Consider the following 22,756-nt stretch of genomic DNA (forward strand, 5'->3'; position numbering starts at 1 on the left):
CTTAACTCGCTCGCGCCATTTCGCGCAACAGTTGCAGGGCTTCGCTGGCGAATACCTGGTACTGCGCGAGAATATCGGCCATGCCAATCCAGAGAATCACCATCCCCATGACCAGGGTCAGCGGAAAACCGATGGAGAAAATATTCAGCTGCGGCGCGGCGCGGGTCATCACCCCGAACGCCAGGTTGACCACCAGCAGCGCGGTGATCGCCGGCAACACCAGGATCAGCGCCGCGCCTATTACCCAGCCCAGCTTATTGGCCAGCTCCCAGTAGTGCTCGACCAGGAAGCCGCCGCCAACCGGCAGGGTGACGAAACTCTCGGCCAACACCTCGAACACCACCAGGTGGCCGTTCATGGCAAGAAACAACAAGGTCACCAGCATTAGCAGGAACTGACCGATCACCGCCACTGAGATGCCATTGGCCGGATCGACCATGGAGGCAAAGCCCAGGCCCATCTGCGTCGCCACGATCTGCCCGGCAACGACGAATGCATGGAAGAACAACTGCAGGACAAACCCCAGCATCACCCCGATCAGCACCTCCTGGGCGATCAGGATAAATGTCGGCAGGCTTAGCGCATCGACCTGCGGCATTGGCGGCAGATTGGGCATCAATACCAGGCAAATCGCCAGCGACAGATACAGGCGCACGCGCATCGGCACCAGTTGCGTGCCAATGATCGGCATCACCATCAGCAGAGCCGCGATACGAAATAGCGGCAGCAGGAAAGAACCCACCCAGCCGCCGATCTGCGCATCGCTCAGTTCCAGCATGTCAGCACCCGTGGAGAGAACGTGGCGAGTAGCGCCCGCAGATTCGCCGCGAGCAAATCTGCGCGGCGGCAAGCTGGCACGCAGTAGATTTATGCATGGGCATTCAGCCGATCAACAGCGGAATATTCATGATCAAGTTCTGCATGTACTCGATCATCCGCTGGGCCAGCCAGGGCCCGGCAACGATCAGGGTGATCAAAATCACCAGCAGGCGCGGCAGAAAGCTCAGGGTCTGTTCGTTGATCTGGGTGGCGGCCTGGAACATGGCGACCATCAAGCCGACCAGCAGGCTGGGCACGACGATGATCGCGACTATGGTGGCGGTCAGCCACAGCGCCTCGCGAAACAGGTCGACGGCAACCTCGGGCGTCACGGCGAGACCCCGCCGAAGCTGGCGGCAAGGGTACCCATGATCAACGCCCAGCCATCGATCAGGACAAACAGCATGATTTTGAACGGCAGGGAAATGATCAGCGGCGAGAGCATCATCATGCCCATGGCCATGAGGATACTGGCCACCACCAGATCGATCACCAGAAACGGAATGAAGATCATGAACCCGATCTGGAACGCCGTTTTCAGCTCGGAGGTCACGAACGCCGGCACCAGGATAACCAGCGGCGCGTCTTCCGGACTGGCGATATCAGTACGCTTGGACAGGCGCATGAACAGCTCCAGATCGCTTTCGCGGGTCTGCGCCAGCATGAAGTTCTTGATGGGCCCCTCAGCCTTGGCAATCGCCTCCTGGGCGGGCAATTGCTCGTTCAGATAAGGCTGCAAGGCATCGTTATTAATCTGCTCGAACACCGGCGCCATGATGAACAGGGTCAGAAACAGCGCCAGGCCGATGAGAATCTGGTTGGACGGCGTCTGCTGCAGGCCCAGGGCCTGACGAAGAATCGAGAATACGATAATGATGCGAGTGAAACTGGTCATCAGCATCAGGAAGGCTGGAATGAAACTCAGCGCCGTCATGATCAACAAGATCTGCAGACTGACTGAGTACTCCTGCTGACCTGCCGCGTCGGTGCTCAGGGTAATCGCCGAAATCGACAACGGATTGTCGGCGGCAAACACCACGGGTGCGACCAGGGTGAACAGCAGAACCAACAGCAGGCGCAACGCGCTCATCAAGACTTGTCCTTCTGATCCTTGCCCAACAACTCCATCAAGCGCTGGGCGAACTCGGTCGACGCCGGCTCGCCATCAGGCAAGTGCACCGGCTCTTTCAGCACATGCAGGGGCGCAATGCGTCCCGGCGTCAGACCGAGAAGCAGCTGTTCGCCGCCCACCTGCACCAGCACCAGTCGATCGCGGGGGCCGAGCGCCTGACTGGCGACTATCTTGATCACCTGGCCGCCGCGCGGACCTAGCTGCTGGACCCGGCGCATCACCCAGGCGAGCAGAAAAATCAGGCCGACCACCAGCAACAGGCCAAGCAGCAACTGCAGCAGCTGCCCGGTGATGCCGCTGCCGGCCATGGGCATGGCTGCTTGCGCTGCCGGCTCGGCAGCCAGGGCGGTGAACGGCAGAAGCAAGGCAACGCCTGAAAATCTGAACATGAGCGGGCTCTGTCGGTGCATTAGCGCAGTTTCTTGATCCGTTCGCTGGGGCTGATCACGTCGGTCAGGCGGATGCCGAACTTCTCGTTGACCACTACCACTTCGCCATGGGCAATCAGGGTGCCGTTGACCAGCACGTCCAGCGGCTCGCCCGCGAGACGATCGAGCTCGATCACCGAACCCTGGTTGAGCTGCAACAGGTTGCGAATGGTGATGTCGGTGTTGCCAACTTCCATGGAGATCGACACCGGAATATCGAGAATCACATCGAGATTCGGCCCGTCCAGACTGACGGGCAGATTACCCTTGGGCACGCTGCCGAATTCTTCCATGGGTGCACGGGGCGGAGCCGCTGCAGCCATCCCACCGACGGCGAGCATGGCATCGATATCATCCTGATTGGCATCGTCACCGGACTCGGACAAGGCGGCTGCCCACTCGTCGGCCAGCGCCTGCTCCTCGGGGGAGGTGTGTTCATTTTCGTCTGCCATCGTGTGTCCTCGGCTGGCTGGTAGCGGGTTGGGCGAGCGCGGTGCGGGGCAATAACACCCTGTCAGCGCTGGCGGTCGATAGGCTCTAACACTTGCAGCGCCAGGTTGCCTTTGTGCGCGCCAAGCTTGACCTTGAAGGTCGGTACACCATTGGCGCACATGATTACGTTTTCAGGAATATCCACCGGAATCACATCGCCCGGCTGCATGTGCAGGATGTCACGCAGCCTCAGCTGGCGCTTCGCCACCGTGGCGCCGAGCGGCACGCTGACGTCGAGAATGTCTTCGCGCAGGGACTTGACCCAGCGCTCGTCCTGATCGTCGACGTCGGACTGGAAACCGGCATCGAGCATCTCGCGGATCGGTTCGATCATCGAATAAGGCATGGTGATGTGCAGGTCGCCGCCACCGCCGTCCAGTTCGATATGGAAGGTCGACACCACAATGACTTCGCTGGGGCTGACGATGTTGGCCAGGGCCGGGTTGACCTCCGAATTGACGTACTCGAAGTTGATGTCCATGACCGCGTGCCAGGCTTCTTTCAAGTCAACGAACGCCTGATCCAGCACCATGCGCACCACGCGCAATTCGGTCGGGGTGAACTCGCGGCCCTCGATCTTGGCATGACGGCCATCGCCGCCGAAGAAGTTGTCAACCAGCTTGAACACCAGCTTGGCATCCAGGATGAACAGGCCGGTACCGCGCAACGGCTTCATCTTCACCAGATTGAGGCTGGTCGGCACATACAGCGAATGCACGTACTCGCCGAACTTCATCACCTGCACGCCGCCCACCGCCACATCCGCCGAACGACGCAGCAGGTTGAACATGCTGATGCGGGTATAGCGGGCAAAGCGCTCGTTGATCATTTCCAGGGTCGGCATGCGCCCACGGACGATGCGGTCCTGGCTGGTCAGGTCATATTGCTTGACGCTTCCCGGCTCGACTTCGTCCTCGGCATCGACCAGCCCGTCATCGACGCCGTGCAGGAGCGCATCGATTTCATCCTGGGAAAGCAGGTCTTGCACAGCCATACGAAGCTCCCGGCTATTGCAGCACTAGATTGGTGAACAGCACTTGCTCGACGGTCAGGTTACCCGTCTCCTTCTCTGCCAGCTCCTGCACGCTTGCCGTAGCCTGCTGGCGGAGCATTTCCTTGCCTATCGGGGTGATCAACGACTCGAAATCCTGGCCGGAAAACAACATCACCAGGCGATTGCGCAATACCGGCATATGCACCTTGAGCGCATCCAGCGCCGCCTGATCACGCACCAGCAAGGCAATACTGACCTGCATGTAGCGCGCCCGCCCCTTATGGGTGAAATTGACCACGAACGCTGGCGTAAGCTCTTCGTATATCGCCGCTTGCTTGACGGGCACCGCAGGCTCCGCGGATGCCGCCTCGACCTCACTCTTGGCCGCGCCCTTGTGGAGGAAGAACCAGGTGCCGCCCACCGACAATCCCACAGCCAGGAGCAAGGCCACGACAATCACGATGATGAGTTTCAACTTACCGGCCGGTTTCGCTTCGGCGCTGACCGAGTCTTGCGCCGCGTCTTTCTTAGCCATGCCAATTATCCGTCACTAATCGGAGTTCAATCCGTATTCAAAGGGTGTGAGCAAGTGTTATGCCAGCTTGCAAACATCTGCAGCTCGCCGGGATCCGATTGCGCGCAACACCCGGACAAATAGCGCGGCAGCCAGCATGATCGAGGTTCGACTCAACGATGGCCAGCGGGTATACCAGTCCCGCCTCTTGCTGTCACCCGAAAACGACCACGCCCGACCCCATTACGGAGCCGGGCGTGGGTGAGTTCCGCGCACTGCCGAGTTGCCAGCCTTTGCCGTAGTCCGACGGGCCTGAATGACGCAGCGGGTCTGGACGCAGTGTTTTTCAACCATCGGCTAGGCGTAGTAATCGACCATGCCACGCCCACTGTCGGCCAGGCTGCTCTGGAGTTCCACGCCAAGGGGGGCATGCGCTTCGTCAACGCCACCCAGCCGCTCATTGCCCGCCTCGCCACGGCTTTCAGCATCGCGGCCCTGCCCCTGCCCCTGCCAACCACGGCTGAGCGACTGATCGGAAACGCTCACATCGAGCAAGTTCATGCCTTGCTGGGTGAACATCTCGCGCAGCCGATGCATTTGCCCTTCCAGGGCGTCACGCACCCCGGCGTGGGCGCTGGCGAAAGTAACTTGAGTCTGCTCCTGATTCACGCTAATGCGCACTTCCAGACGCCCCAACTCGGCCGGATCAAGCTGGATCTCGGCAGACTTGAGGTTCTGGCTGGAGAGCATCATCACCCGATCCACTACCGCCTCGCTCCAACCTGCCTGCTGCATCGGCACCGGCTGGCCGGCCATCAGCCCGGCGCGGGGTGCTTGCGCGGTCTGCTGAGCAACGGCCTGACTCAGCGCGCTGAGCCTGGCGACGAAGTTTTCCGGCCGAGTGTCGGCGGCGCTCTCTTTGAGAGCCTCCAAACCCTCGGCGGTAAGCTCGAGCGCCGGCAAATCGGCCTCTGGCTCTGCTCGCTCGGAGCCCATGGCCGCGATGGCGCTGGCAAAGCTTTGCCCGGCGCTCTGCGCCGTTTGCGTAGCCACACTGCCAGGCGCACTCTGCTCGGCCACTGCTGCCTTGGCTTTAGCACCCAGCTCAAGGGCCATACGCACGGCCGGTAGTTGATCGAGCGCATCCAGCTCGGGATCAGCGTTCGCCGCCGACAACTGGGTCGGCCAGGCATTCGGCAGCGCAGTCGTCATCATCGGCTGCGGCTCACCGGCGAGGTCGAGGTCGAGGTCGAGGTCGAGGTCAAGGTCGAAGTCTAGCGCTTCGCCATCTGGCGGCTGCTGAGCGACTGGGCCCAACGCCAGCAATGGATCGAGGGCAGGATCATCCACGCCTGCATCGCTCGGCAAAAGCTTGCCGCTATCGGCAAACTCCGGCTGCTGAGCGACAGCCGCAGCCTCCTGGGCTTGCGGGTCCCGGGCATCCTGCGTCTCGGATTTACTTGGGCGATGGGGCTTGGCAGAGGCATCGCTGCGCTCTGCTGCTTTCGCCTGACGCTCCTTGGCATACACCTGGGCAAAACTGGAAGCCTCGTTCTTGCGGGGCTCGGCCGGCTTCTCCGGGGCCTTGCCCGCAGAAGCTTTCGGCTTTAGTTGCGGTGCCGACCGGAGGAGCGGATCGGGGGCGACGGCCATGGGCATTCTCCATTCAAATGGGGTCGTGCCATAGGTTTTGCAAAGGCCGGGCCAAGTTGGCGGCAAGCAGGGAAATCGGGATCGTGAACCGCTCCAGGCCGGTTCAACCGCCTGCAAACCTGACCGATCCGGCACCCCTTCATGTTCGATAACGCTGGCGCTCGGACTTGAACAAGATGCGCACGATGGCAAATTCACGCTCGATCTGCTCGATCAGCTCAGGGGCTTCATCCAGTAAATCGCGCCGACCAACTTCTTCGAGTTGCTTGCACAGGCAGGCAAGCATGGGCGCGCCCATGTTGCTGCAACTGCCCTTGAAGCTATGCGCCGCCAGACGCAAGCCCTGCGCGTCAGCCTCGCGCACGGCCTGTCGCAACAAGCGCAGACGCTCTTCGGAATCCGCCAGGTAGGTATCCAGCAACACCGGATACTCATCCTCCATGACATCCTGCAACGCGGCCAATACCGCGCTATCGAGATGAATATCTGACATCGACTCACTCCCTGATCATCAGGCGCGGGATTATGCCCCAGCCAACCAGGAAAACTCCACGCTGACTCCTTGCCCATCCACGGGCCAGGTGCAGCGCTCGCTCAATTGACGAATCAGAGCCAGTCCACGACCACACAAGCGGTCAATGCGCAGTTGTTGCTCCAGGATCGCCTGCCCATCGAAACCCGAGCCACTGTCTTCGACGCGGATGATCAAACGCCCACCGCCCGACTCGGGAAGCAGACGCAGATGGAAGCGCACATACCCCTCGCGCAACTGAGCCAGGCGGGTGCTGCGCTGCAGGTAATATTCGGCAAAGCCTTCGGCATTGCATTTCAAGCTCGAATCCAGGCCCAGCACCCCGTGTTCCAGGGCATTCGAATAGAGTTCGGCGAGTACGCTATAGATGGCGCCTCCCTGGGGACGCAAGCCCTCGACCTCGATCAGCAACTGCAACAAAAATGGCAGCGGATTGAAACGGCGCAAAGTTTCGCCACGGAACTCGAAGCTCGCCGACCAATCCAGCGGGCTGTGCTGGCCACTGCCCGTGAAGATCAATGGCCCACGACTCTGACTACCCTCCTCGACCATGCTGATTTCGACCAGACTGACATCGTCTTGCAGCTCGCCGCGAAAACTCAGCAACGCCTGCTGAATTTCCGCGAACAGCAGCGCCGGCTGCCGGTTGGCGGCAAACACCCTGTGCAGACGCATCTCGCCGAACAGCTCGCCTTGCTGGTTGCGGGCTTCCAGTACGCCATCGGACAAGAGGAAAATCCGGTCACCCAACTCTAAGGGGAAAACCTCGTAGTGGTCATTGAACGCCGCCGAATCCAGGATACCCAACGGCAGGTGCCGTGAAACCAGGGGCACCCGCGCGCCGCCGCTGGCGCGCAGCACATAGCCATCCGGCAAACCGCCGTTCCACACCTCCACGACGCGACGCTGAAAGCTGATATTGAGCAGGGTGGCACAACAGAACACACCCAGCGGCAGAATGCGTTTTAGCTTGGCGTTGATCTCGCGCAGGATCTCCGTCAGGGAATAGCCCTTGGCGGTCATGCCATAGAACACCTCGGCCAGCGGCATGGCGCCAATCGCCGCCGGCAGGCCATGGCCGGTAAAGTCGCCGAGCAGCACATGCATGCCACCGGAAGGCTTGAACGCGGCGAGTAGTAGATCGCCATTGAACAAGGCATAAGGCGATTGCAGATAGCGGATATTCGGCGCCGCCAGGCATCCGGAGTGCGCCACCTTGTCGAATACCGCCTTGGCCACGCGCTGCTCGTTGAGCAGGTACTCATTGTGCTGGGCGATCAGGTCGCGCTGCTGCAGTACAGTGTCCTGCAGGCGGCGCAAGCGATCCATGGCATTGATCTTGGCCTCGAGGATTACCCGGTTATAGGGTTTGGCAAGGAAGTCATCGCCGCCCGCCTCCAGGCAGCGCACCAGAGCTTCGCCTTCGGTCAGCGAGGTCAGGAAGATGATCGGCACCAGTTCCTCACCGGCCATCTGCTTGATCCGGCGCGCCGCCTCGAAACCATCCATGACCGGCATCAGGGCGTCCATCAACACCAGCTGCGGACGCTCCTGCTCGAACAAGGCAACCGCCTCCAGGCCATTGCTGGCGGTCAGACTCCGATGGCCCTGACGACTGATGATGGTCGACAACAGCATACGGTCGGCCGCATTGTCCTCGGCAATCAGAATCGACAGGCGCGCAGACATGGCTGAGGAACTCGAGCTAGGTGATCTGGAACAGTTGTTCGAAGTTGGAAATGGAGAGGATCTTGCGCACATCCGGGTTGCAGTTGAGCAAACGGATTTGCGCGTGATCGCCACCGGCGTGATCACGCAACAACAGCAACATGCCGAGCGCCGAACTGTCGAGGTAGGTCGTGCCCTTGAGGTCCACTACATAGCGCTTGGGGCTGAGGTTGACGCGCTCATAGGCATCACGAAATTCCTGATGCGCGCCGAAATCGAAACGTCCCTGAATCACAATGGTCAACTCTTGCCCATCAGGCGAGGGCAGCGAGGTGATAGCCATACAGAACTCCTTACTCCAGCAGAACAGTCGATCGCCCCAGACACAACTGCGCGATGATTATCGCGACCGGTCAAGTCTGAATGCACGATCCGTATGGTCAAGATGTAGCACTCGCAAGCGCCAGCGGCAACAGGCAATCAAGCGAAATCGTCCCGCCGTAGGCGTTGGGCCAACTCATCGAGGAGTTTTTGCTCGCGCTTGTCCGCACTCAAGCGAGCCTCATCCTGATAGCGCTGCACCAACTTGCGCAGACCTTCCAGGCGCGCATAACGCTGCTGCCAGACCACTCGCACCTTGTCCAGATTGTTGCCATGCCAGGCCATGGTCTGACGCTGCTGGCCGATGGCGGTTTCCAACTGGGAAAGAAAACGCTGATAGTTCATCAGCCATTGCCCGGAAACGCCGCGCTGACCTTCGCTGATCCACTGCTGCTGATAATCGCCGCGGTACTGCTCCAGCTCGCCCAGCTTGACCCGGGCCTGATTCAACAGCCCCTGGCAGTGACCCAACTGCATGGCAGCCTCGCGTTCGGCGCGCTCGGCCATGACGATAACAGGCGCCAGACGCGCGGCGCGACTTGTCGACACTTAGCCCCCCGGCGCGGCATTGGGGTTGAAGGTCGCCGCCAGCAGCGTACTGCTGCGTTCAAGGCCTTCACTTTCGCCCAGGCTCTGGCGCAGGTATCGGACCATCGCCGGCTGGCGCGCGATGGCCAGGTCGGTATCGGCATCGCCACCGGGCACGTAGGCGCCGACGCTGATCAGGTCGCGGCTCTGCTGATAGCGTGCCCACAGCTGCTTGAAGCGTTGCGCACTGCGCTGGTGTTCGCTCGTCACCACTTGCGGCATGACCCGGCTGATCGAGGCTTCGATGTCGATGGCCGGGTAATGGCCCTCCTCGGCCAGACGCCGCGACAGCACGATGTGACCGTCGAGCACGCCGCGTGCGGCGTCGGCAATCGGATCCTGTTGATCGTCACCTTCGCTCAATACCGTATAGAACGCGGTGATCGACCCACCACCTTCTTCGGCATTACCGGCACGCTCGACTAACTTGGGCAGCTTGGCAAATACCGACGGCGGGTAGCCCTTGGTCGCCGGGGGTTCGCCAATGGCCAGGGCGATTTCACGCTGGGCCTGGGCGAACCGGGTCAGCGAGTCCATCAGCAACAGGACATTCTTGCCCTTGTCGCGAAAGTATTCGGCGATGCGCGTGCAATACATGGCCGCGCGCAGACGCATCAGTGGCGCATCGTCTGCTGGCGAGGCGACCACCACGGAACGCTTGATGCCCTCAGTTCCGAGGATCTCGTCGATAAATTCCTTGACCTCGCGGCCACGTTCGCCGATCAAGCCGACCACGATGATATCGGCCTCGGTAAAACGCGTCATCATGCCCAGCAGCACACTCTTGCCGACCCCGGTGCCGGCGAACAGTCCGATACGCTGGCCGCGCCCGACCGTGAGCAGGCCATTGATGCTGCGGATGCCGACATCCAGTGGCTGGCTGATCGGATGACGCTTCAGCGGGTTAATCGTCGGCCCATCCATCGGCACCCAGTCTTCGGCCTTCATCCCGCCCTTGCCATCCAGCGCGCGCCCGGTGCCATCGAGCACCCGACCGAGCATCGACTTGCCCATCGGCAAACGTCCGCTGTCCGGTATCGGCACTACGCGTGCCCCAGGCGCAATGCCGGCCAGGCTGCCAACCGGCATCAGAAAGCTCTTGTCGTTGGCAAACCCCATCACCTCGGCTTCGACTTGCACCGGGTGATAGCTGTCATCGTTGATCACCAGGCAGCGGCTGCCGAGGGCCGCGCGCAGCCCCTCGGCCTCCAGGGTCAGACCAACCATGCGTTGCAAACGCCCTTCGACCACGGGCTGGCGGGGAAGCTTCACCACCTCGCTGTAGCCGGCCAGACGCTTGGCAAAACTGATGCGCTCAAGACGCATGCGGGGGTTCCTCGGCCACGTCCAGGTCGATATGCAGATCGGCCTCCAGCGGATGCGTGGCCTGTTCGCGCTGTTGTTCGAACAGCTGCTTGAGCGCTTGGCTGAGGCGGGTTTCGATGCTCGCATCGATGCGGCTATGCTCGCTCTCGACTCGGCAACCACCGGGCAACAAGGCGTCGTCTTCGACTATGCGCCAGCTTTCATCGTGTCGCTCGCGTAGGGCCTTGACCATCTCGAAGTCTTGCGGGTTGAGATGAATACGCACATTGCCGGCGCCCATTGGCAACAACTTGAGGGCTTCACGCAAGACCTGGCGAATCTGGCTGGAATCGATGTTCAGCTCGCGCTGGATCACCTCACGGGCCATATGGCTGACCAGGTTGACCAGCGCCACTTCGAGCTGCTGATCCTGCTCGGCGATGGGCTCGAACAGTTGCTGCATCAACTGCTCCACGGCGAGCATTTTGCTTGCCAGCGCGGTATCGGCCTCCTGTTTGGCTTTCAGCTGACCACTGTGATAACCGTCCTTCTCGCCGGCGCTGAAACCTTCGTTGTAGGCGTCCTGACGTATCGCCTCCAGCTCATCCAGCGTCAAGGGCTTGACGTCCTCCAGGGCAACATCCTCGGACTCGACCGGAGGCGCTTGGCCTGCCTCGGTCGCGGCCGCCTCGCTCGCAGGATCAACGGCGGCATCCTCAACCTGCGGATCGAAGCTGGGCAAGGCCCAGCGATCGATAGCGCTGATGTCCTGGGCGCGAATCAACTCGCTGGGCGCTTCCTTGGGGGCCATGCCGATTTTCTCCGGTTAAACCATCTCTTCGCCACCCTTGCCACCGAGGACGATTTCCCCGGCTTCGGCCATGCGCCGGGCAATGGTGAGAATTTCCTTCTGCGCCGTTTCCACGTCGCTGACCCGCACCGGGCCCTTGGCTTCCAGGTCGTCGCGCAGCAACTCGGCCGCGCGCTTGGACATATTCTTGAACACCTTCTCCTTGATCGCCTCGTCTGCGCCCTTGAGCGCCAGCACCAGCACATCGGAGGAGACCTCGCGCAGCAGCGCCTGGATCCCGCGGTCGTCGACCTCGGCGAGGTTGTCGAAGACAAACATCAGGTCTTCGATCTGCGACGACAGATCTTCGTCAACTTCGCGGATCGAGTCCATCAACTGACCTTCGGTCGAGCTGTCGAGGAAGTTCATGATGTCGGCCGCCCGCTTGATCCCACCCAAAGCGGCGCGGGTACTGTTGGTGCTGCCGGAGAATTGCTTCTCGAGAATCTGGTTGAGCTCCTTGAGTGCCGCTGGCTGCACGGTATTCAGCGAGGACACGCGCAGAACGATATCCAGACGGACCTTGTGGTCGAAATGGCCGAGCACTTCACCGGCCTGATCGGGGTCGAGGTAGGCCACCACAATCGCCTGAATCTGCGGATGCTCGTAGCGGATCACATCGGCCACTGCCCGCGGCTCCATCCATTTCAGGCTGTCCAGGCCGCTGGTGCTGCCGCCGAGGAGGATGCGGTCGATCAGGTTGCCGGCTTTGTCTTCGCCCAGCGCCTGGGTCAGCATCTTGCGGATATAGCCGTCCGCACCTACGCCCAGGCTGGTCTGGTCGCCGACAATGTCGACGAACTCACCCATCACCTGCTCGACTTTCTCACGGTGCACGTTGCGCATGCCGGCCATGGCCACGCCAACCCGTTGCACCTCCTTCGGCCCGAGGTGGCGCAGTACCTGCGCGGCATCGGTTTCACCGAGCGAAAGCAAGAGGATCGCGGCCTTCTCGACCTTGCTCAACTTGGCGGCTGTACGATTCTCATTCATCGGCGTTGATCCACTCTTTCACCACCTGGGCGACCCGACCCGGGTCTTCCGCCACCAGGCTCTTGATTGCATTCAGCTGCGCATCATACCCCTCGCTCGGACTTGGCAGGAGGATGCTTTGCGGGCCGCCGAGGCTGACCCTGTCGGCCGCCAGCTCGCCATCAAGACCACCCATCTCACCCAGCTCGACATCGCCATTACGGCCACCCGCCATCAGCTCGCGGCCTTTGCCGCCGCCGGTGATGTTGTTCAGCACTGGGCGCAAGACACCAAATACCAGGACCAGAATGAACAGCACGCCGAGCACTTGCTTGACGATGTCCCAGAACCAGGGCTGGGTGTAGAACGGAATTTCGATGATTTCTTCGCCCTGGACGGCTGAGAACTGGGTATTGATCACGCTCACGCTGTCGCCGCGACTGGCGTCGAAGCCGACCGAATCCTGTACCAGGCGGGTAAAGCGTGCCAGTTCGTCGACGCTCCAGGGCATGCGGCTGGTTTCGCCAGTGGCGGCATCGATCTTGAACTGATCATCGACCACCACCGCCACCGACAGACGACGCAAGCGCCCCTGCTGCTGCTTGGTGTGGCTGATCGAGCGATCCAGTTCGAAATTGCGCGTCGACTGTTCGCGCTTGTCCGCAGGGAACGGCGCCAGCATCGGCTGACCGGTCACAGGATCCATGACCTGCTGGCCGTTGACGTCCACCAGCGGTTGACCCGCGGCGACTGCCCCGGCTACGGCAGCCGCACCACCGGCCTGCTGAGGGGCTGTTGCCGCGCCCGGCGGCTGATTGCTCAGCGCGCCCGGAACGCCTTGGGGCGACAGACTACCCGTACTGCGTTGCTCATTGACCTGCTGCTCACTGCGCAAGGCCGGTTGATCCGGGTTGAACATTTCCGAGGTGGACTCGACCGCGCTGAAATCCACATCGGCCGACACTTCGGCCTTGTAACGTCCGGCACCCAGCACCGGCTGCAGAATATTGTGCACGCGCTGGGTGAGCATGCTCTCCATGCGGCGACTGTAGTCGAACTGCTTGCCGGCCATGCTCAGCTCGGACATTTCCTGCTGGTCGGACAACAGGTGGCCGCGCTGATCGACCACAGTGACTTGCGCCTTGTCCATCTCCGGCACACTACTGGCGACCAGGTTGATAATGGCCATCACCTGGCTCGGTTCCAGGTTGCGCCCGGAATACAACTCGACCAATACGGAGGCGCTCGGCTTGCGCTCGTCACGCACGAACACCGAGCTTTTCGGAATAGCCAGGTGCACCCGCGCGCCCTTGACGTTGGTGAGACTGGATACGGTGCGCGCCAACTCGCCTTCCAGGCCGCGCCGATAGCGGGTGGCTTCCATGAACTGGCTGGTACCGAGCCCCTGCTCCTTGTCGAGAATCTCGAAACCTATGTTGTTATCGCTCGGTGCCACGCCGGCGGCAGCCAGACGCATGCGCGCCCGCGCCAAATCATCGGCCTTGACCAACAGAGCGCCTGAATTTGGCTCGACGGTGTAGCTGATGTCGGCTGCGCCCAGGGTTTGCATGACCTGGGATGCGTCCATCCCATCCAGGCTGCCATACAGCGGACGGTAATCCGGCTGTTGCGACCAGAGCACTACGGCAAAACCAATCGCGACGCTGGCGGCCAGGCCAACCAGCAGACCGAGCTGGCGCAGCATCGACATATCCGAAAGATTTTCCAGAAACGCCAGGCCGAACAGCGGCTTGTTCGAATCATTGCCAGCGGTGGTGGCAGGAATGTTGGTGGCGAGTGCGTCGGCCATGATCTAGAACCTACCCTTAAACCGGCATCTGCATGATGTCTTGATACGCCTGAACCAGTTTGTTGCGAACCTGGGTCATGGCCTGGAAAGACACGCTGGCTTTCTGCGAAGCAATCATCACATCGCTCAAGTCCACGCCGCTCTTGCCCATCTCAAAAGCCGTAGCCAGTTGATTGGAGGCCTGCTGGGTTTCGTTGACCTTGTTCACCGCCTGACCGAGCATATCCGAGAAACTCGGAGCGCCGGGTTCCGGTGCGCTGGCGACCGGCTTCTGCCGCGCCATCGCCTCGGTTTGCATGGAACGCATTTCCAGCATCAAGCGATTGAATTCAATACCCTGGCTCATGACCTTCCTCCACTGGCCGCGGTTTTTTGACACTACGCGGCTCTTACCAGGGGTATTGCAACAAGGGTGCCAGGTAAGCTGGAAACGGGGGAGCAGGAAACGCACTCCCTCGCAGGAGGCGCGACCTCGCGGCGATTGGCGGACAAGGTCCGCCCACAAGCAACAGCATCGCGCCGGGGCGGCCCTCCTACAAGAGCAGCAGGCAATCTGGGGATAGCCGACACAACTTCCCGGATTTCATCCGGGCTACCCGCTGAAATGTCGGCTCCGACATAGTTTGCTGAGCGATAGCGCGACGTCGAAGACGGCAGGCAATCGCCTACGAAAAGCGCAATCTGAGGCGTGACGCGCCGCTAGCTGGCAAACAAATAGGCCTCTACATCCATGCCGGCATCGCGCATCTGCGCCAGCTTGTAGCGCAGGGTGCGCGGACTGATGCCCAGGCGCTCGGCGGCTTCTTTGCGACGCCCGCGCTCGGAGCGCAGGATATCGATGATCATCTGGAACTCATGTCGGCGCAGGTCTTCGCCCAAGGCGCCGGCCTCGGCCGGCGCGGCTTCCGGCGTCGCCGGCACCACCGCCAATAACGGCGTGGTCGCAGGCGCGAGACTGCCAACAGTGGCCGTCAGACACAGATCCTGCGGCTGAATCAAGCCACCCTGCTGCAGGATCAGCGCGCGCTGAAGGGCATTATCCAGTTCACGCACGTTACCCGGCCAGGCATGACTCACCAGGCTCGCCTGCGCCTGCGGCGAAAGACGAATAGGTGCGTGATTCATTTTTTTGACGTACTTGGCCAGCAGCCGCTCGGCCAACGGCAGGATGTCGGCCGGCCGCTGACGCAACGGCTGCCAGGCCAGCGGGAAGACCGACAGGCGATAGTAGAGGTCTTCACGGAAGCGCCCCGCCGCCACTTCGCCGGCCAGGTCGCGGTTACTGGTGGCCAGCACGCGAATGTCCAGGCTGATCGGCTTGCGCCCCCCCACCCGCTCCACTTCACGCTCCTGCAGCACGCGCAACAACTTGGCTTGCAAGCCTTGCGGCATTTCGGAAATCTCATCGAGCAGGATGGTGCCACCCTCGGCCAGCTCGAACTTGCCCGGCGCGCTGGCAATGGCGCCCGTGAAAGAGCCCTTCTCATGGCCGAACAGCGTGGCTTCAAGCATGTTGTCGGGAATCGCCGCACAGTTGATCGCAATGAAGGGCTTGGCCGCCCGCGGCGACTGCTGGTGAATGAAACGCGCCAGCACCTCCTTGCCGGTGCCGGATTCACCGGTGATCAACACTGTCGAATCGCTCTGCGCCACCCGCGTAGCCAGCTCGAGCAATTGCACGCTGGCCGGCTCCAGCGCGACCGGACCATCCTGCTCGGTCGCCGGCACACGCCCGAGGGCATGGCGATCGACCAGGGTCAGCAAGGCCTTCGGCTCGAATGGCTTGACCAGATAATCCGCCGCACCCCGACGTATCGCATCCACCGCGCGCTCGACCGCGGCGAAAGCCGTCATCAGCAACACCGGCAGTTGCGGCTGACGCTGGCGAATCAGGGCCAAGAGCTGGTGACCATCCATGCCCGGCATGTTCACATCGCTGATCACCAGACCGAAGGGCTCTTGCGCCAGGGCCAGCAACGCCGCCTCGGCACAATCCACCGCCCGGTAGTCGTGACCACCCAGCGCCAGGGTATCGGCCAGGGCTTCGCGCAGGGAGCGGTCGTCTTCGACCAGCAGAACTTTGGCAGCCATGGTGTTACTCCTGAATCGAGGGTTGCGCCGCGGGAATCAACGGCAAAATCAATAGGGCGCAGGTGCCGCGTGCGAGTCGCGAGCGCATCTGCAATTCGCCCTGATGGGCGCGCGCCACCGCCTTGACCACGGCCAGGCCGAGGCCGGTACCGGTGGTCTTGGTGGTAAAGAAGGGTTCGCCCAGACGGGCCAGGGTGACGCTGTCGATGCCCGGGCCGCTGTCGCTGATGCACAGGCGCAAGCTGTTGCCACGCTGATACAGATGAATCTTCAAGCGCGCCTCGCGCCCGGTGGCCTGGATCGAGTTCTCGATCAGGTTGAGCACGGTGCCGACCAGGGTGTCGCGATTACACAGCAACTCGCCGTCTCGACTGTCGCATTGCCAGCGTACCGCCATGCCGCGCACATGGGGCTCGGCCGCCGCCTGCAGGGCCTCGAACAATGCCTTGGGCGTCAGGCGATCCGACAGTGGCAGGTCGCCACGGGCGAAGATCAGCATGTCGCGCACCTGGTGCTCCAGTTCATGCAGACGCTCTTTCAAGCGTCCGGCGAAGCGCTGCTGCTGCTCGACCGGCAACACCTGCTCGGTCAAATGACTGGCATAGAGCAACGCCGCCGAGAGCGGCGTTCGGATCTGATGGGCCAGGGAGGCGACCATGCGCCCCAGCGCGGACAAGCGCTCATGCCGCGCCAGCTGATCCTGCAAGCGCCGGGTTTCTGTCAGGTCGGTGAGCAGTACCAACTGCCCCGGCTCGCCTTGCAATGAGCGAGTGGCAATCGACAGGCGCCGACCATCTTTGAGGGAGATTTCATGACCATCGTCCTCGCGCGGGGCGAAGTTGCGCGCGATAACCTGGCGCCAGAGCATGCCGAGCAACGGCAGCCCAAGCAGATTGCGCGCCACAGGATTGGCTTCACGCACCACGCCCTGGCCATCGATGACGATGACCCCACCCGGGAGCAAGTCCAGCAGGCTTTGCAGGCGGTAGGCCAAGCGTTCCTTCTCGGCCAGCTCCTGCATGCGCTGAGCGCTGACCAGGGCCAACTGCCCCTTCAACTCGGCAACCCGATCCTCCAGCATGCTGTAGGACTCACTGAATTGAGTCGACATCTGGTTGAACCGCGCAAAGGCCTGCTCCAGGCTCGCGCGACTGGCGACTTCCTGAGGCGCAGTAGGTTCGAGTTCGGCACTGTGGGAGGGTTGGGCGTTGGGCTTCATCATTCTCTCTCGCCTGGCGAGCCGTCATAAGACAGTCAGTTAGCAGAGAGATAGCAATACCCGTGCCTAAAGAAGATATTCTTGTTTTTCAACAACTTGAAAAGCAGGACAAGCAAATACGTCAAGCCACCGGCTGAATTGGTCACTGCCGCGCCAAGACGCTGACTCTGCAACACCGCGACAGCGGGCTGGCGGTTTCCATTGCACATAGAGCTGTCAGACAGACTAGAAAGGGGAACTTTGACTGCCCTGTTGCTTGGTCAGCTTAAGGGTAAGCCGGGTGGCGACGTACCTGCTGACGCGGTACCGGGTCTGGAGCAACCCGCAATCCGGGTGTCACACACCACAGGCCGTGCAGCGTGGGTGATAGGCGCGGCACAAAGCTGGCGGGCTGTCGCTGCGCTCCGAAGCCGCCCTACGGACAAACCGCAGAATTTGGAACAATCCGCAATCCGTAGGGTGTAATCGCCGCAGGCAGTGCACCGCGGTTAATCGACACGGCGCAAAGTTGGCGGGCTGTCGCTGCGCTCCGAAGCCGCCCTACGGACAAACCGCAGAATTTTGAACAATCCGCAATCCGTAGGGTGCCACTCGCCGCAGACAGTGCACCGTGGTTAATCGACGCGGCGCAAAGTTGGCGGGTTGTCGCTGCGCTCCGAACGGATCGCCGCCCGAGCCGCCCTGCCTTCGAACGGAACGCTGCCCGGTCTCACTCCTCCGTAACCTCGTCCTCGCGCCGGCTCATGCCGTACTTGCGCATCTTCTCGACCAGGGTGGTGCGGCGAATGCGCAGGCGTTCTGCCGCCCGGGCTACCACACCGCTGGCGTCATCGAGCGCCTGCTGGATCAGGCCCTGCTCGAGGTTGCCCAAGTAGTCTTTAAGATCGAGGCCTTCGGCCGGCAGCATGGCTGGCGTATTGACGCCCGGCAGCCCGGCGATGATGGCCGCGCGCTCCTCCAGATCCTCGCGCAGGCTAGCGGTCAAGTCCTCGTCTTCATCGTCAACATGGCGGAATTTCTTCGGCAGCTCACCCACCCCAATCACCCCATAGGGATGCATGATCGCCATGCGTTCGACCAGATTGGCCAGCTCACGCACATTGCCCGCCCAGTCATGGCGGCACAGCGACATGATCGCCGCCGAATTGAAACGAATCGAACCGCGCTTCTCGTGCTCCATGCGTGAGATCAGCTCGTTCATCAGCAGCGGAATATCTTCGATACGCTCGCGCAGCGGCGCCATTTCAATGGGGAATACATTCAGCCGGTAGTAGAGATCCTCGCGAAAACTGCCCGCCTCAATCATCTCTTCCAGATTCTTGTGGGTGGCCGCGATGATGCGCACATCGGCACTTTGCGTCTTGTTGCTGCCAACCCGCTCGTAGGTGCGTTCCTGCAGCACACGCAGCAGCTTGACCTGCATCGACAGCGGCATGTCGCCAATTTCATCGAGGAACAGGGTGCCGCCGTTGGCCAACTCAAAGCGCCCGGCGCGGCTGGTGATTGCGCCGGTGAATGCACCCTTCTCATGGCCGAACAGTTCGCTTTCCAGCAACTCCGCGGGAATCGCACCGCAGTTGATCGGCACAAAAGGCGCCTCTCGACGCCTGGAGTGATAGTGCAGATTGCGCGCCACCACCTCTTTACCGGTGCCCGACTCGCCGAGGATCAACACGCTGGCCTCGGTATCGGCCACCTGCTGCATCATCTGCCGCACCTGCTGAATCGCGCGGCTGGTGCCGACCAAGCTGCGGAACAGGTTCGGCTCACGCTGACGACCGCGCTCACGCGCCTCGTCGTACATCTCGCGGTAAACCTGAGCACGGTGCAAGGAATCGAGCAACTTGTTGTAGCTAAGCGGCATTTCCAGGGTTGCCAGCACACGGCGGCGCAACTCTTCCGGCCATTCCGCAGCAGCCTGCTCGTCGATCAGCAGGATCGGCATGAACTCGTCCCAGGCAGCAGTTTGCTTGAGGACCTCCAGGACCCCACCCTTGGCCTGCACATCACCGAGCAAGACGCTGAGCACGTCCCGACTGGAAGCCAATTGAGCGACCGCGTCCTGCCAGTCATGGCTGCCACACGCAAGATGATCTTCACCCAGGAAATTCAGGATCACCGTCAAATCACGGCGTCGTTCGCGGTCATCGTCAATCAGCAGAATTTTCGTTTCACGCCACATATTTTTGATTTGATCCTGGGAGCGAACGGAAGCGCACTTGTCGAACACGACAAGTACGCTGGCAATTGGCCGCTAGTAAAGTCAATTTTTCGAGCACAGTCAATTTTATGGCGTGCCTTTTTTGATCTGCCCGACCAATTACCTGAGCGACTGCTTGCAAGAAGGGATAAACAAGATCAGAAACGATAACGAAAAGAAGCACAAGCGCGCGTAACAATACTGTCCACGGGGAACCGCGCGGCATTCCGCTAGAGCTACCAAGCAACAATCAGCTCGTAGGGCGGCTCGGACGGCGTTCAGCTCGGAGCGAAGCGACAACCCGCCAGCTTTGTGCGGCGACACCGAACCATGGTGCACTGCCTGCGGCGAGCGACCCTACGGATTGTGGGCTGCTCCATCGGCAAACTACCGATGACCAATCAACCGAACAACTGGTAAACCTTGGCCCCCTGCTGGCCCTGGTTCAGCTGCATCAACTCACCCGCCAGACGCCGCTGCTCCGACTGACAAACATCGACCAGCTCGCGGTACAGATCCAGCAACTCCTGCATGCGCGCCCGCAGCACGTCTTCGTCCTGCACGGACTCGACCATGGCTTCGTCAACGGCTTGGCGACACTGCAAATCCAGTTCGCCGATGGCGGCCCAATCCTGGGCGGCCAGGGCATCGCGCAAGGCGCTTCCGGTCTTCTCCAGACGCTGCACAGATGAACTCATGAGTGTGCTCCTTAAAGCGTCAGACACCATCACTGGCCGATCGCGTCCCAGCCGGATTTCACATTACGCAGCAGCCCCGCTACTTCATCGAGCGGCGCGGCCTCGTTCTTCACATTGGCCTCGAACAGACGGGAAACCATGTACTCATACAAGCTATCCAGGTTAGTCGCCAACTCGCCACCCTGTTGCAGATCCAGGCCTGCACGCAAGCCACCGACGATACCGATGGCCTTGCCGATCAACTCACCCTTCATCGCCGTCTGCTGCCGCTCCATGGCGCCACGCGCCTGGGCGATACGGGTCAAACCACCCTCCATCAGCATCTGGATCAAACGATGGGGACTGGCATCCACGGCCTGGGCCTGGGTGTTAACGCTTTGATACTGCTTCATGGCCGTCATCGCGTTCATGCTGAAGGTACTCCAGTGTAATGCGGGAATACCTCATGTATCGGCAGTTCAAGCAGCAGCTTTAGGGATACTTGCAAATAACCCAGCTGATTGATTTAAATCGAGAAACAGGTACTGGCAGGGAATTTTTCAAGCGCCCACGAAGTGCCTTAGCCCTCAGCAAGCGGCTGGCTCTACCTCAGGGCCGATGGCGACCCAGGCGTCACGGATCTGCACCAACAAACCCCGCACCTCGTGGAGGCTACGTGGAGTGCTATCAAGCGCCACACCTGCAAGCCTCCGGGTCATGTAGTCGTAAAGCGAATCCAGACTCTGCGCTATCTCCCCGCCGAGCTCTCTATCCAAGCTGCTCTGCAGAACGCTAATGATGGACATAGTAGTACCGACAGCCTCACCTCGCATGCCATGGTTGCCCTGCTCCTGTGCCAACAGTGCCAGGGAAATACGCTCAAGCGCACCATCCAGCAACAACTGCACGGTTTGATAAGGCGTTACTTCTTGGCTGACCTTGACGCTCTTGTAAGTATCGATTGGCTTGCTCACGAATTAGCTATCCTTTCTTACGACACCTGGGAGGTTGGCAAACACTTGAGCCAGCTGATCACCTGTACTCTTCAATTGCCCGACCAATGCATCCATGGCATTGAATTGAGCAAGCAAGCGTGATTGCATTTGCTCAACGCGTCTATTCAGATTTTCTGTCTGTGTCTTGATATCGCTTCGCGTACTTTCTAGCGCTTTCATGCGCTGTTCAAGAATACCGCCAGTCTGAATAAACCCATCAATACGTTTATCCACCCGGCTCATCAATCCGGTATCGCCAGTAAAAAATGCACCTACCGCATCGAAATTATCCTGCAGCGCCGAATCAAGCTTGGTGTCGTCGATTTTCAGGGTACCGTCTTTTTGGGTAGTGATCCCTAAATCGACAAGCATTCGCACGCCATCCTGACCGGAAGGATTAACCAGTTCATTACGCACGCCACTGAGCAAACTCCGCACTGTGGAGTCGCCTACCAGGCCACCAACAAGCGGTGCACCGTCCTCGCCTACCTTGGTGACACTGGTCAACCTGTTACTGGTAGCGATCAACTTGTTATATGCATCAACAAAGGTCTTGACGCTGGCTTTTACGCCAGCACTGTCCTGCCCCACCGTCAACGTAATGGGTTTATCAACCTCAGTCTTGGCCAGTAATTCGAACTCGACATCAGCGATAGCACCACTGACCTTATTCGTCGCGCTACTGAGGGGCAGACCATCGACCGTAAACTCGGCATTCGCGGCCTGCACGATATAGCCCGCGCTGGATGCATTGCCGGCGCTCAATGCGATGCTGCCATCAACATCCAGCGCCGACAGGTTGCCCGTGCCGGCGACTATCACATCTTTACCAGCCCCGGTTTCAGTGGCGCTAAACACCAAGCGCGATTCACCATTTAACGGGTTATTGACGATGGTTGCGCTGATACCCTGGTCTTTCAGAGCGGCATTAAGCTGATCGCGGGTACTGGCCAGATCGGACCCGGCCGCAATCGTGACAGCGGTACCCGTATCACTGGCACCTAGCCTGACCGTAAGCGTCTCATCGCTTGCGCCACTCGAGAAACCACTAGCCACAGCTGCCGTGGCCACCTTGCTGGCGGTTGCCAGGCTCTGCACTTCTATTTTGTAGGTACCCGATGTGGCCGTTTTACTGGCGCTGGCAGTCAAGGTGCTGATATTGGACGATACGGCCGTGCGCGTCTCGAACAAGGTCGCGCTGTTCAAGTCCTTCATGGCTGTTTGAAAGGCGCTCAACGCGCTCTTGAGCTCACCCAGGGCCGAGAATTTGGTGGTAGTGGACTTCTCCAGGCGGGCCAATTGCGCCTCTTTCGGCGCCTTTTCCGCGTTGACTATCGCCGTCACCATATTGGTAATGGGAAGCCCGCTATTAACACCTGTGATGCCATCAATTACGCCTGCCATACTGGTTACCTCGCCATGAAGTTGACGCTTAA

At 60.7% G+C, this 22,756-nt stretch carries 24 protein-coding genes; all 24 read right to left on the minus strand.

All coding sequences use genetic code 11. The features are described 5' to 3' along the window. Position 1: 1 nt before the first annotated feature. Positions 2-778 (minus strand): flagellar biosynthetic protein FliR, encoded by a 777-nt coding sequence (gene fliR, locus LJY18_RS10275; RefSeq protein ID WP_238041697.1) that lies wholly within the window; start codon positions 776-778, stop codon positions 2-4. 103 nt (positions 779-881) lie between these two features. Further along, the gene (fliQ, locus tag LJY18_RS10280; RefSeq protein ID WP_238041698.1) at positions 882-1,151 is read right to left on the minus strand and encodes a flagellar biosynthesis protein FliQ; all 270 of its coding nucleotides are present in this window, start codon (positions 1,149-1,151) and stop codon (positions 882-884) included. Then, on the minus strand, positions 1,148-1,909 hold the full coding sequence (fliP, locus tag LJY18_RS10285; protein WP_238041699.1) for a flagellar type III secretion system pore protein FliP: 762 nt from the start codon (positions 1,907-1,909) through the stop codon (positions 1,148-1,150). Before fliP ends, fliQ begins: the two co-directional genes overlap by 4 nt. Continuing rightward, positions 1,909-2,340, minus strand: a complete 432-nt coding sequence (gene fliO, locus LJY18_RS10290) for a flagellar biosynthetic protein FliO (protein ID WP_238041700.1) — start codon at positions 2,338-2,340, stop codon at positions 1,909-1,911. The genes fliP and fliO overlap by 1 nt, the downstream gene beginning before the upstream one ends. A gap of 20 nt (positions 2,341-2,360) precedes the next feature. Further along, positions 2,361-2,831, minus strand: coding sequence for a flagellar motor switch protein FliN (fliN, locus tag LJY18_RS10295; protein ID WP_238041701.1), 471 nt, complete (start codon positions 2,829-2,831; stop codon positions 2,361-2,363). Positions 2,832-2,893: 62 nt separating this feature from the next. After that, positions 2,894-3,865 (minus strand): flagellar motor switch protein FliM, encoded by a 972-nt coding sequence (fliM, locus tag LJY18_RS10300; RefSeq protein ID WP_238041702.1) that lies wholly within the window; start codon positions 3,863-3,865, stop codon positions 2,894-2,896. A 13-nt stretch (positions 3,866-3,878) separates the two neighbouring features. Further along, positions 3,879-4,400 (minus strand): flagellar basal body-associated protein FliL, encoded by a 522-nt coding sequence (fliL, locus tag LJY18_RS10305; protein WP_238041703.1) that lies wholly within the window; start codon positions 4,398-4,400, stop codon positions 3,879-3,881. A gap of 336 nt (positions 4,401-4,736) precedes the next feature. Next, positions 4,737-6,032, minus strand: coding sequence for a flagellar hook-length control protein FliK (locus LJY18_RS10310; protein WP_238041704.1), 1,296 nt, complete (start codon positions 6,030-6,032; stop codon positions 4,737-4,739). 139 nt (positions 6,033-6,171) lie between these two features. After that, positions 6,172-6,525: an Hpt domain-containing protein gene (locus tag LJY18_RS10315; protein ID WP_238041705.1), complete on the minus strand. Its 354-nt coding sequence runs from the start codon at positions 6,523-6,525 to the stop codon at positions 6,172-6,174. 30 nt (positions 6,526-6,555) lie between these two features. Further along, positions 6,556-8,253, minus strand: a complete 1,698-nt coding sequence (locus LJY18_RS10320) for a fused response regulator/phosphatase (RefSeq protein ID WP_238041706.1) — start codon at positions 8,251-8,253, stop codon at positions 6,556-6,558. Positions 8,254-8,269: 16 nt separating this feature from the next. Continuing rightward, on the minus strand, positions 8,270-8,575 hold the full coding sequence (locus LJY18_RS10325) for an STAS domain-containing protein (protein WP_238041707.1): 306 nt from the start codon (positions 8,573-8,575) through the stop codon (positions 8,270-8,272). 137 nt (positions 8,576-8,712) lie between these two features. After that, positions 8,713-9,162, minus strand: coding sequence for a flagellar export protein FliJ (gene fliJ, locus LJY18_RS10330; protein WP_238041708.1), 450 nt, complete (start codon positions 9,160-9,162; stop codon positions 8,713-8,715). Further along, positions 9,163-10,527 carry a flagellar protein export ATPase FliI gene (gene fliI / locus LJY18_RS10335; protein WP_238041709.1) on the minus strand — a complete coding sequence of 455 codons (1,365 nt, stop codon included), beginning with the start codon at positions 10,525-10,527 and terminating at the stop codon, positions 9,163-9,165. It abuts the gene before it with no gap. Continuing rightward, positions 10,517-11,317: a flagellar assembly protein FliH gene (gene fliH, locus LJY18_RS10340; protein ID WP_238041710.1), complete on the minus strand. Its 801-nt coding sequence runs from the start codon at positions 11,315-11,317 to the stop codon at positions 10,517-10,519. The genes fliI and fliH overlap by 11 nt, the downstream gene beginning before the upstream one ends. 15 nt (positions 11,318-11,332) lie before the next feature. Then, positions 11,333-12,349 (minus strand): flagellar motor switch protein FliG, encoded by a 1,017-nt coding sequence (gene fliG / locus LJY18_RS10345; RefSeq protein WP_238041711.1) that lies wholly within the window; start codon positions 12,347-12,349, stop codon positions 11,333-11,335. After that, positions 12,342-14,138, minus strand: a complete 1,797-nt coding sequence (gene fliF / locus LJY18_RS10350) for a flagellar basal-body MS-ring/collar protein FliF (protein ID WP_238041712.1) — start codon at positions 14,136-14,138, stop codon at positions 12,342-12,344. The genes fliG and fliF overlap by 8 nt, the downstream gene beginning before the upstream one ends. Positions 14,139-14,154: 16 nt before the next feature. Further along, positions 14,155-14,484 carry a flagellar hook-basal body complex protein FliE gene (fliE, locus tag LJY18_RS10355; protein ID WP_238041713.1) on the minus strand — a complete coding sequence of 110 codons (330 nt, stop codon included), beginning with the start codon at positions 14,482-14,484 and terminating at the stop codon, positions 14,155-14,157. A 353-nt stretch (positions 14,485-14,837) separates the two neighbouring features. Beyond that, positions 14,838-16,229, minus strand: a complete 1,392-nt coding sequence (locus LJY18_RS10360) for a sigma-54-dependent transcriptional regulator (protein ID WP_238041714.1) — start codon at positions 16,227-16,229, stop codon at positions 14,838-14,840. Between the two features lie 4 nt (positions 16,230-16,233). After that, on the minus strand, positions 16,234-17,448 hold the full coding sequence (locus tag LJY18_RS10365) for a sensor histidine kinase (RefSeq protein WP_238041872.1): 1,215 nt from the start codon (positions 17,446-17,448) through the stop codon (positions 16,234-16,236). A 709-nt stretch (positions 17,449-18,157) separates the two neighbouring features. After that, the gene (locus LJY18_RS10370) at positions 18,158-19,630 is read right to left on the minus strand and encodes a sigma-54 dependent transcriptional regulator (RefSeq protein WP_238041715.1); all 1,473 of its coding nucleotides are present in this window, start codon (positions 19,628-19,630) and stop codon (positions 18,158-18,160) included. A gap of 419 nt (positions 19,631-20,049) precedes the next feature. Beyond that, positions 20,050-20,346 (minus strand): flagellar protein FliT, encoded by a 297-nt coding sequence (gene fliT / locus LJY18_RS10375; protein ID WP_238041716.1) that lies wholly within the window; start codon positions 20,344-20,346, stop codon positions 20,050-20,052. 29 nt (positions 20,347-20,375) lie between these two features. Then, positions 20,376-20,756, minus strand: a complete 381-nt coding sequence (gene fliS, locus LJY18_RS10380; RefSeq protein WP_238041717.1) for a flagellar export chaperone FliS — start codon at positions 20,754-20,756, stop codon at positions 20,376-20,378. 156 nt (positions 20,757-20,912) lie between these two features. After that, positions 20,913-21,299, minus strand: coding sequence for a flagellar export chaperone FliS (fliS, locus tag LJY18_RS10385; protein ID WP_238041718.1), 387 nt, complete (start codon positions 21,297-21,299; stop codon positions 20,913-20,915). A gap of 3 nt (positions 21,300-21,302) precedes the next feature. Then, the gene (fliD, locus tag LJY18_RS10390) at positions 21,303-22,724 is read right to left on the minus strand and encodes a flagellar filament capping protein FliD (RefSeq protein WP_238041719.1); all 1,422 of its coding nucleotides are present in this window, start codon (positions 22,722-22,724) and stop codon (positions 21,303-21,305) included. Between the last annotated feature and the right edge of the window lie 32 nt (positions 22,725-22,756).

This window comes from Pseudomonas sp. MMS21 TM103 (assembly GCF_022132145.1).
Classification (GTDB): domain Bacteria; phylum Pseudomonadota; class Gammaproteobacteria; order Pseudomonadales; family Pseudomonadaceae; genus Aquipseudomonas.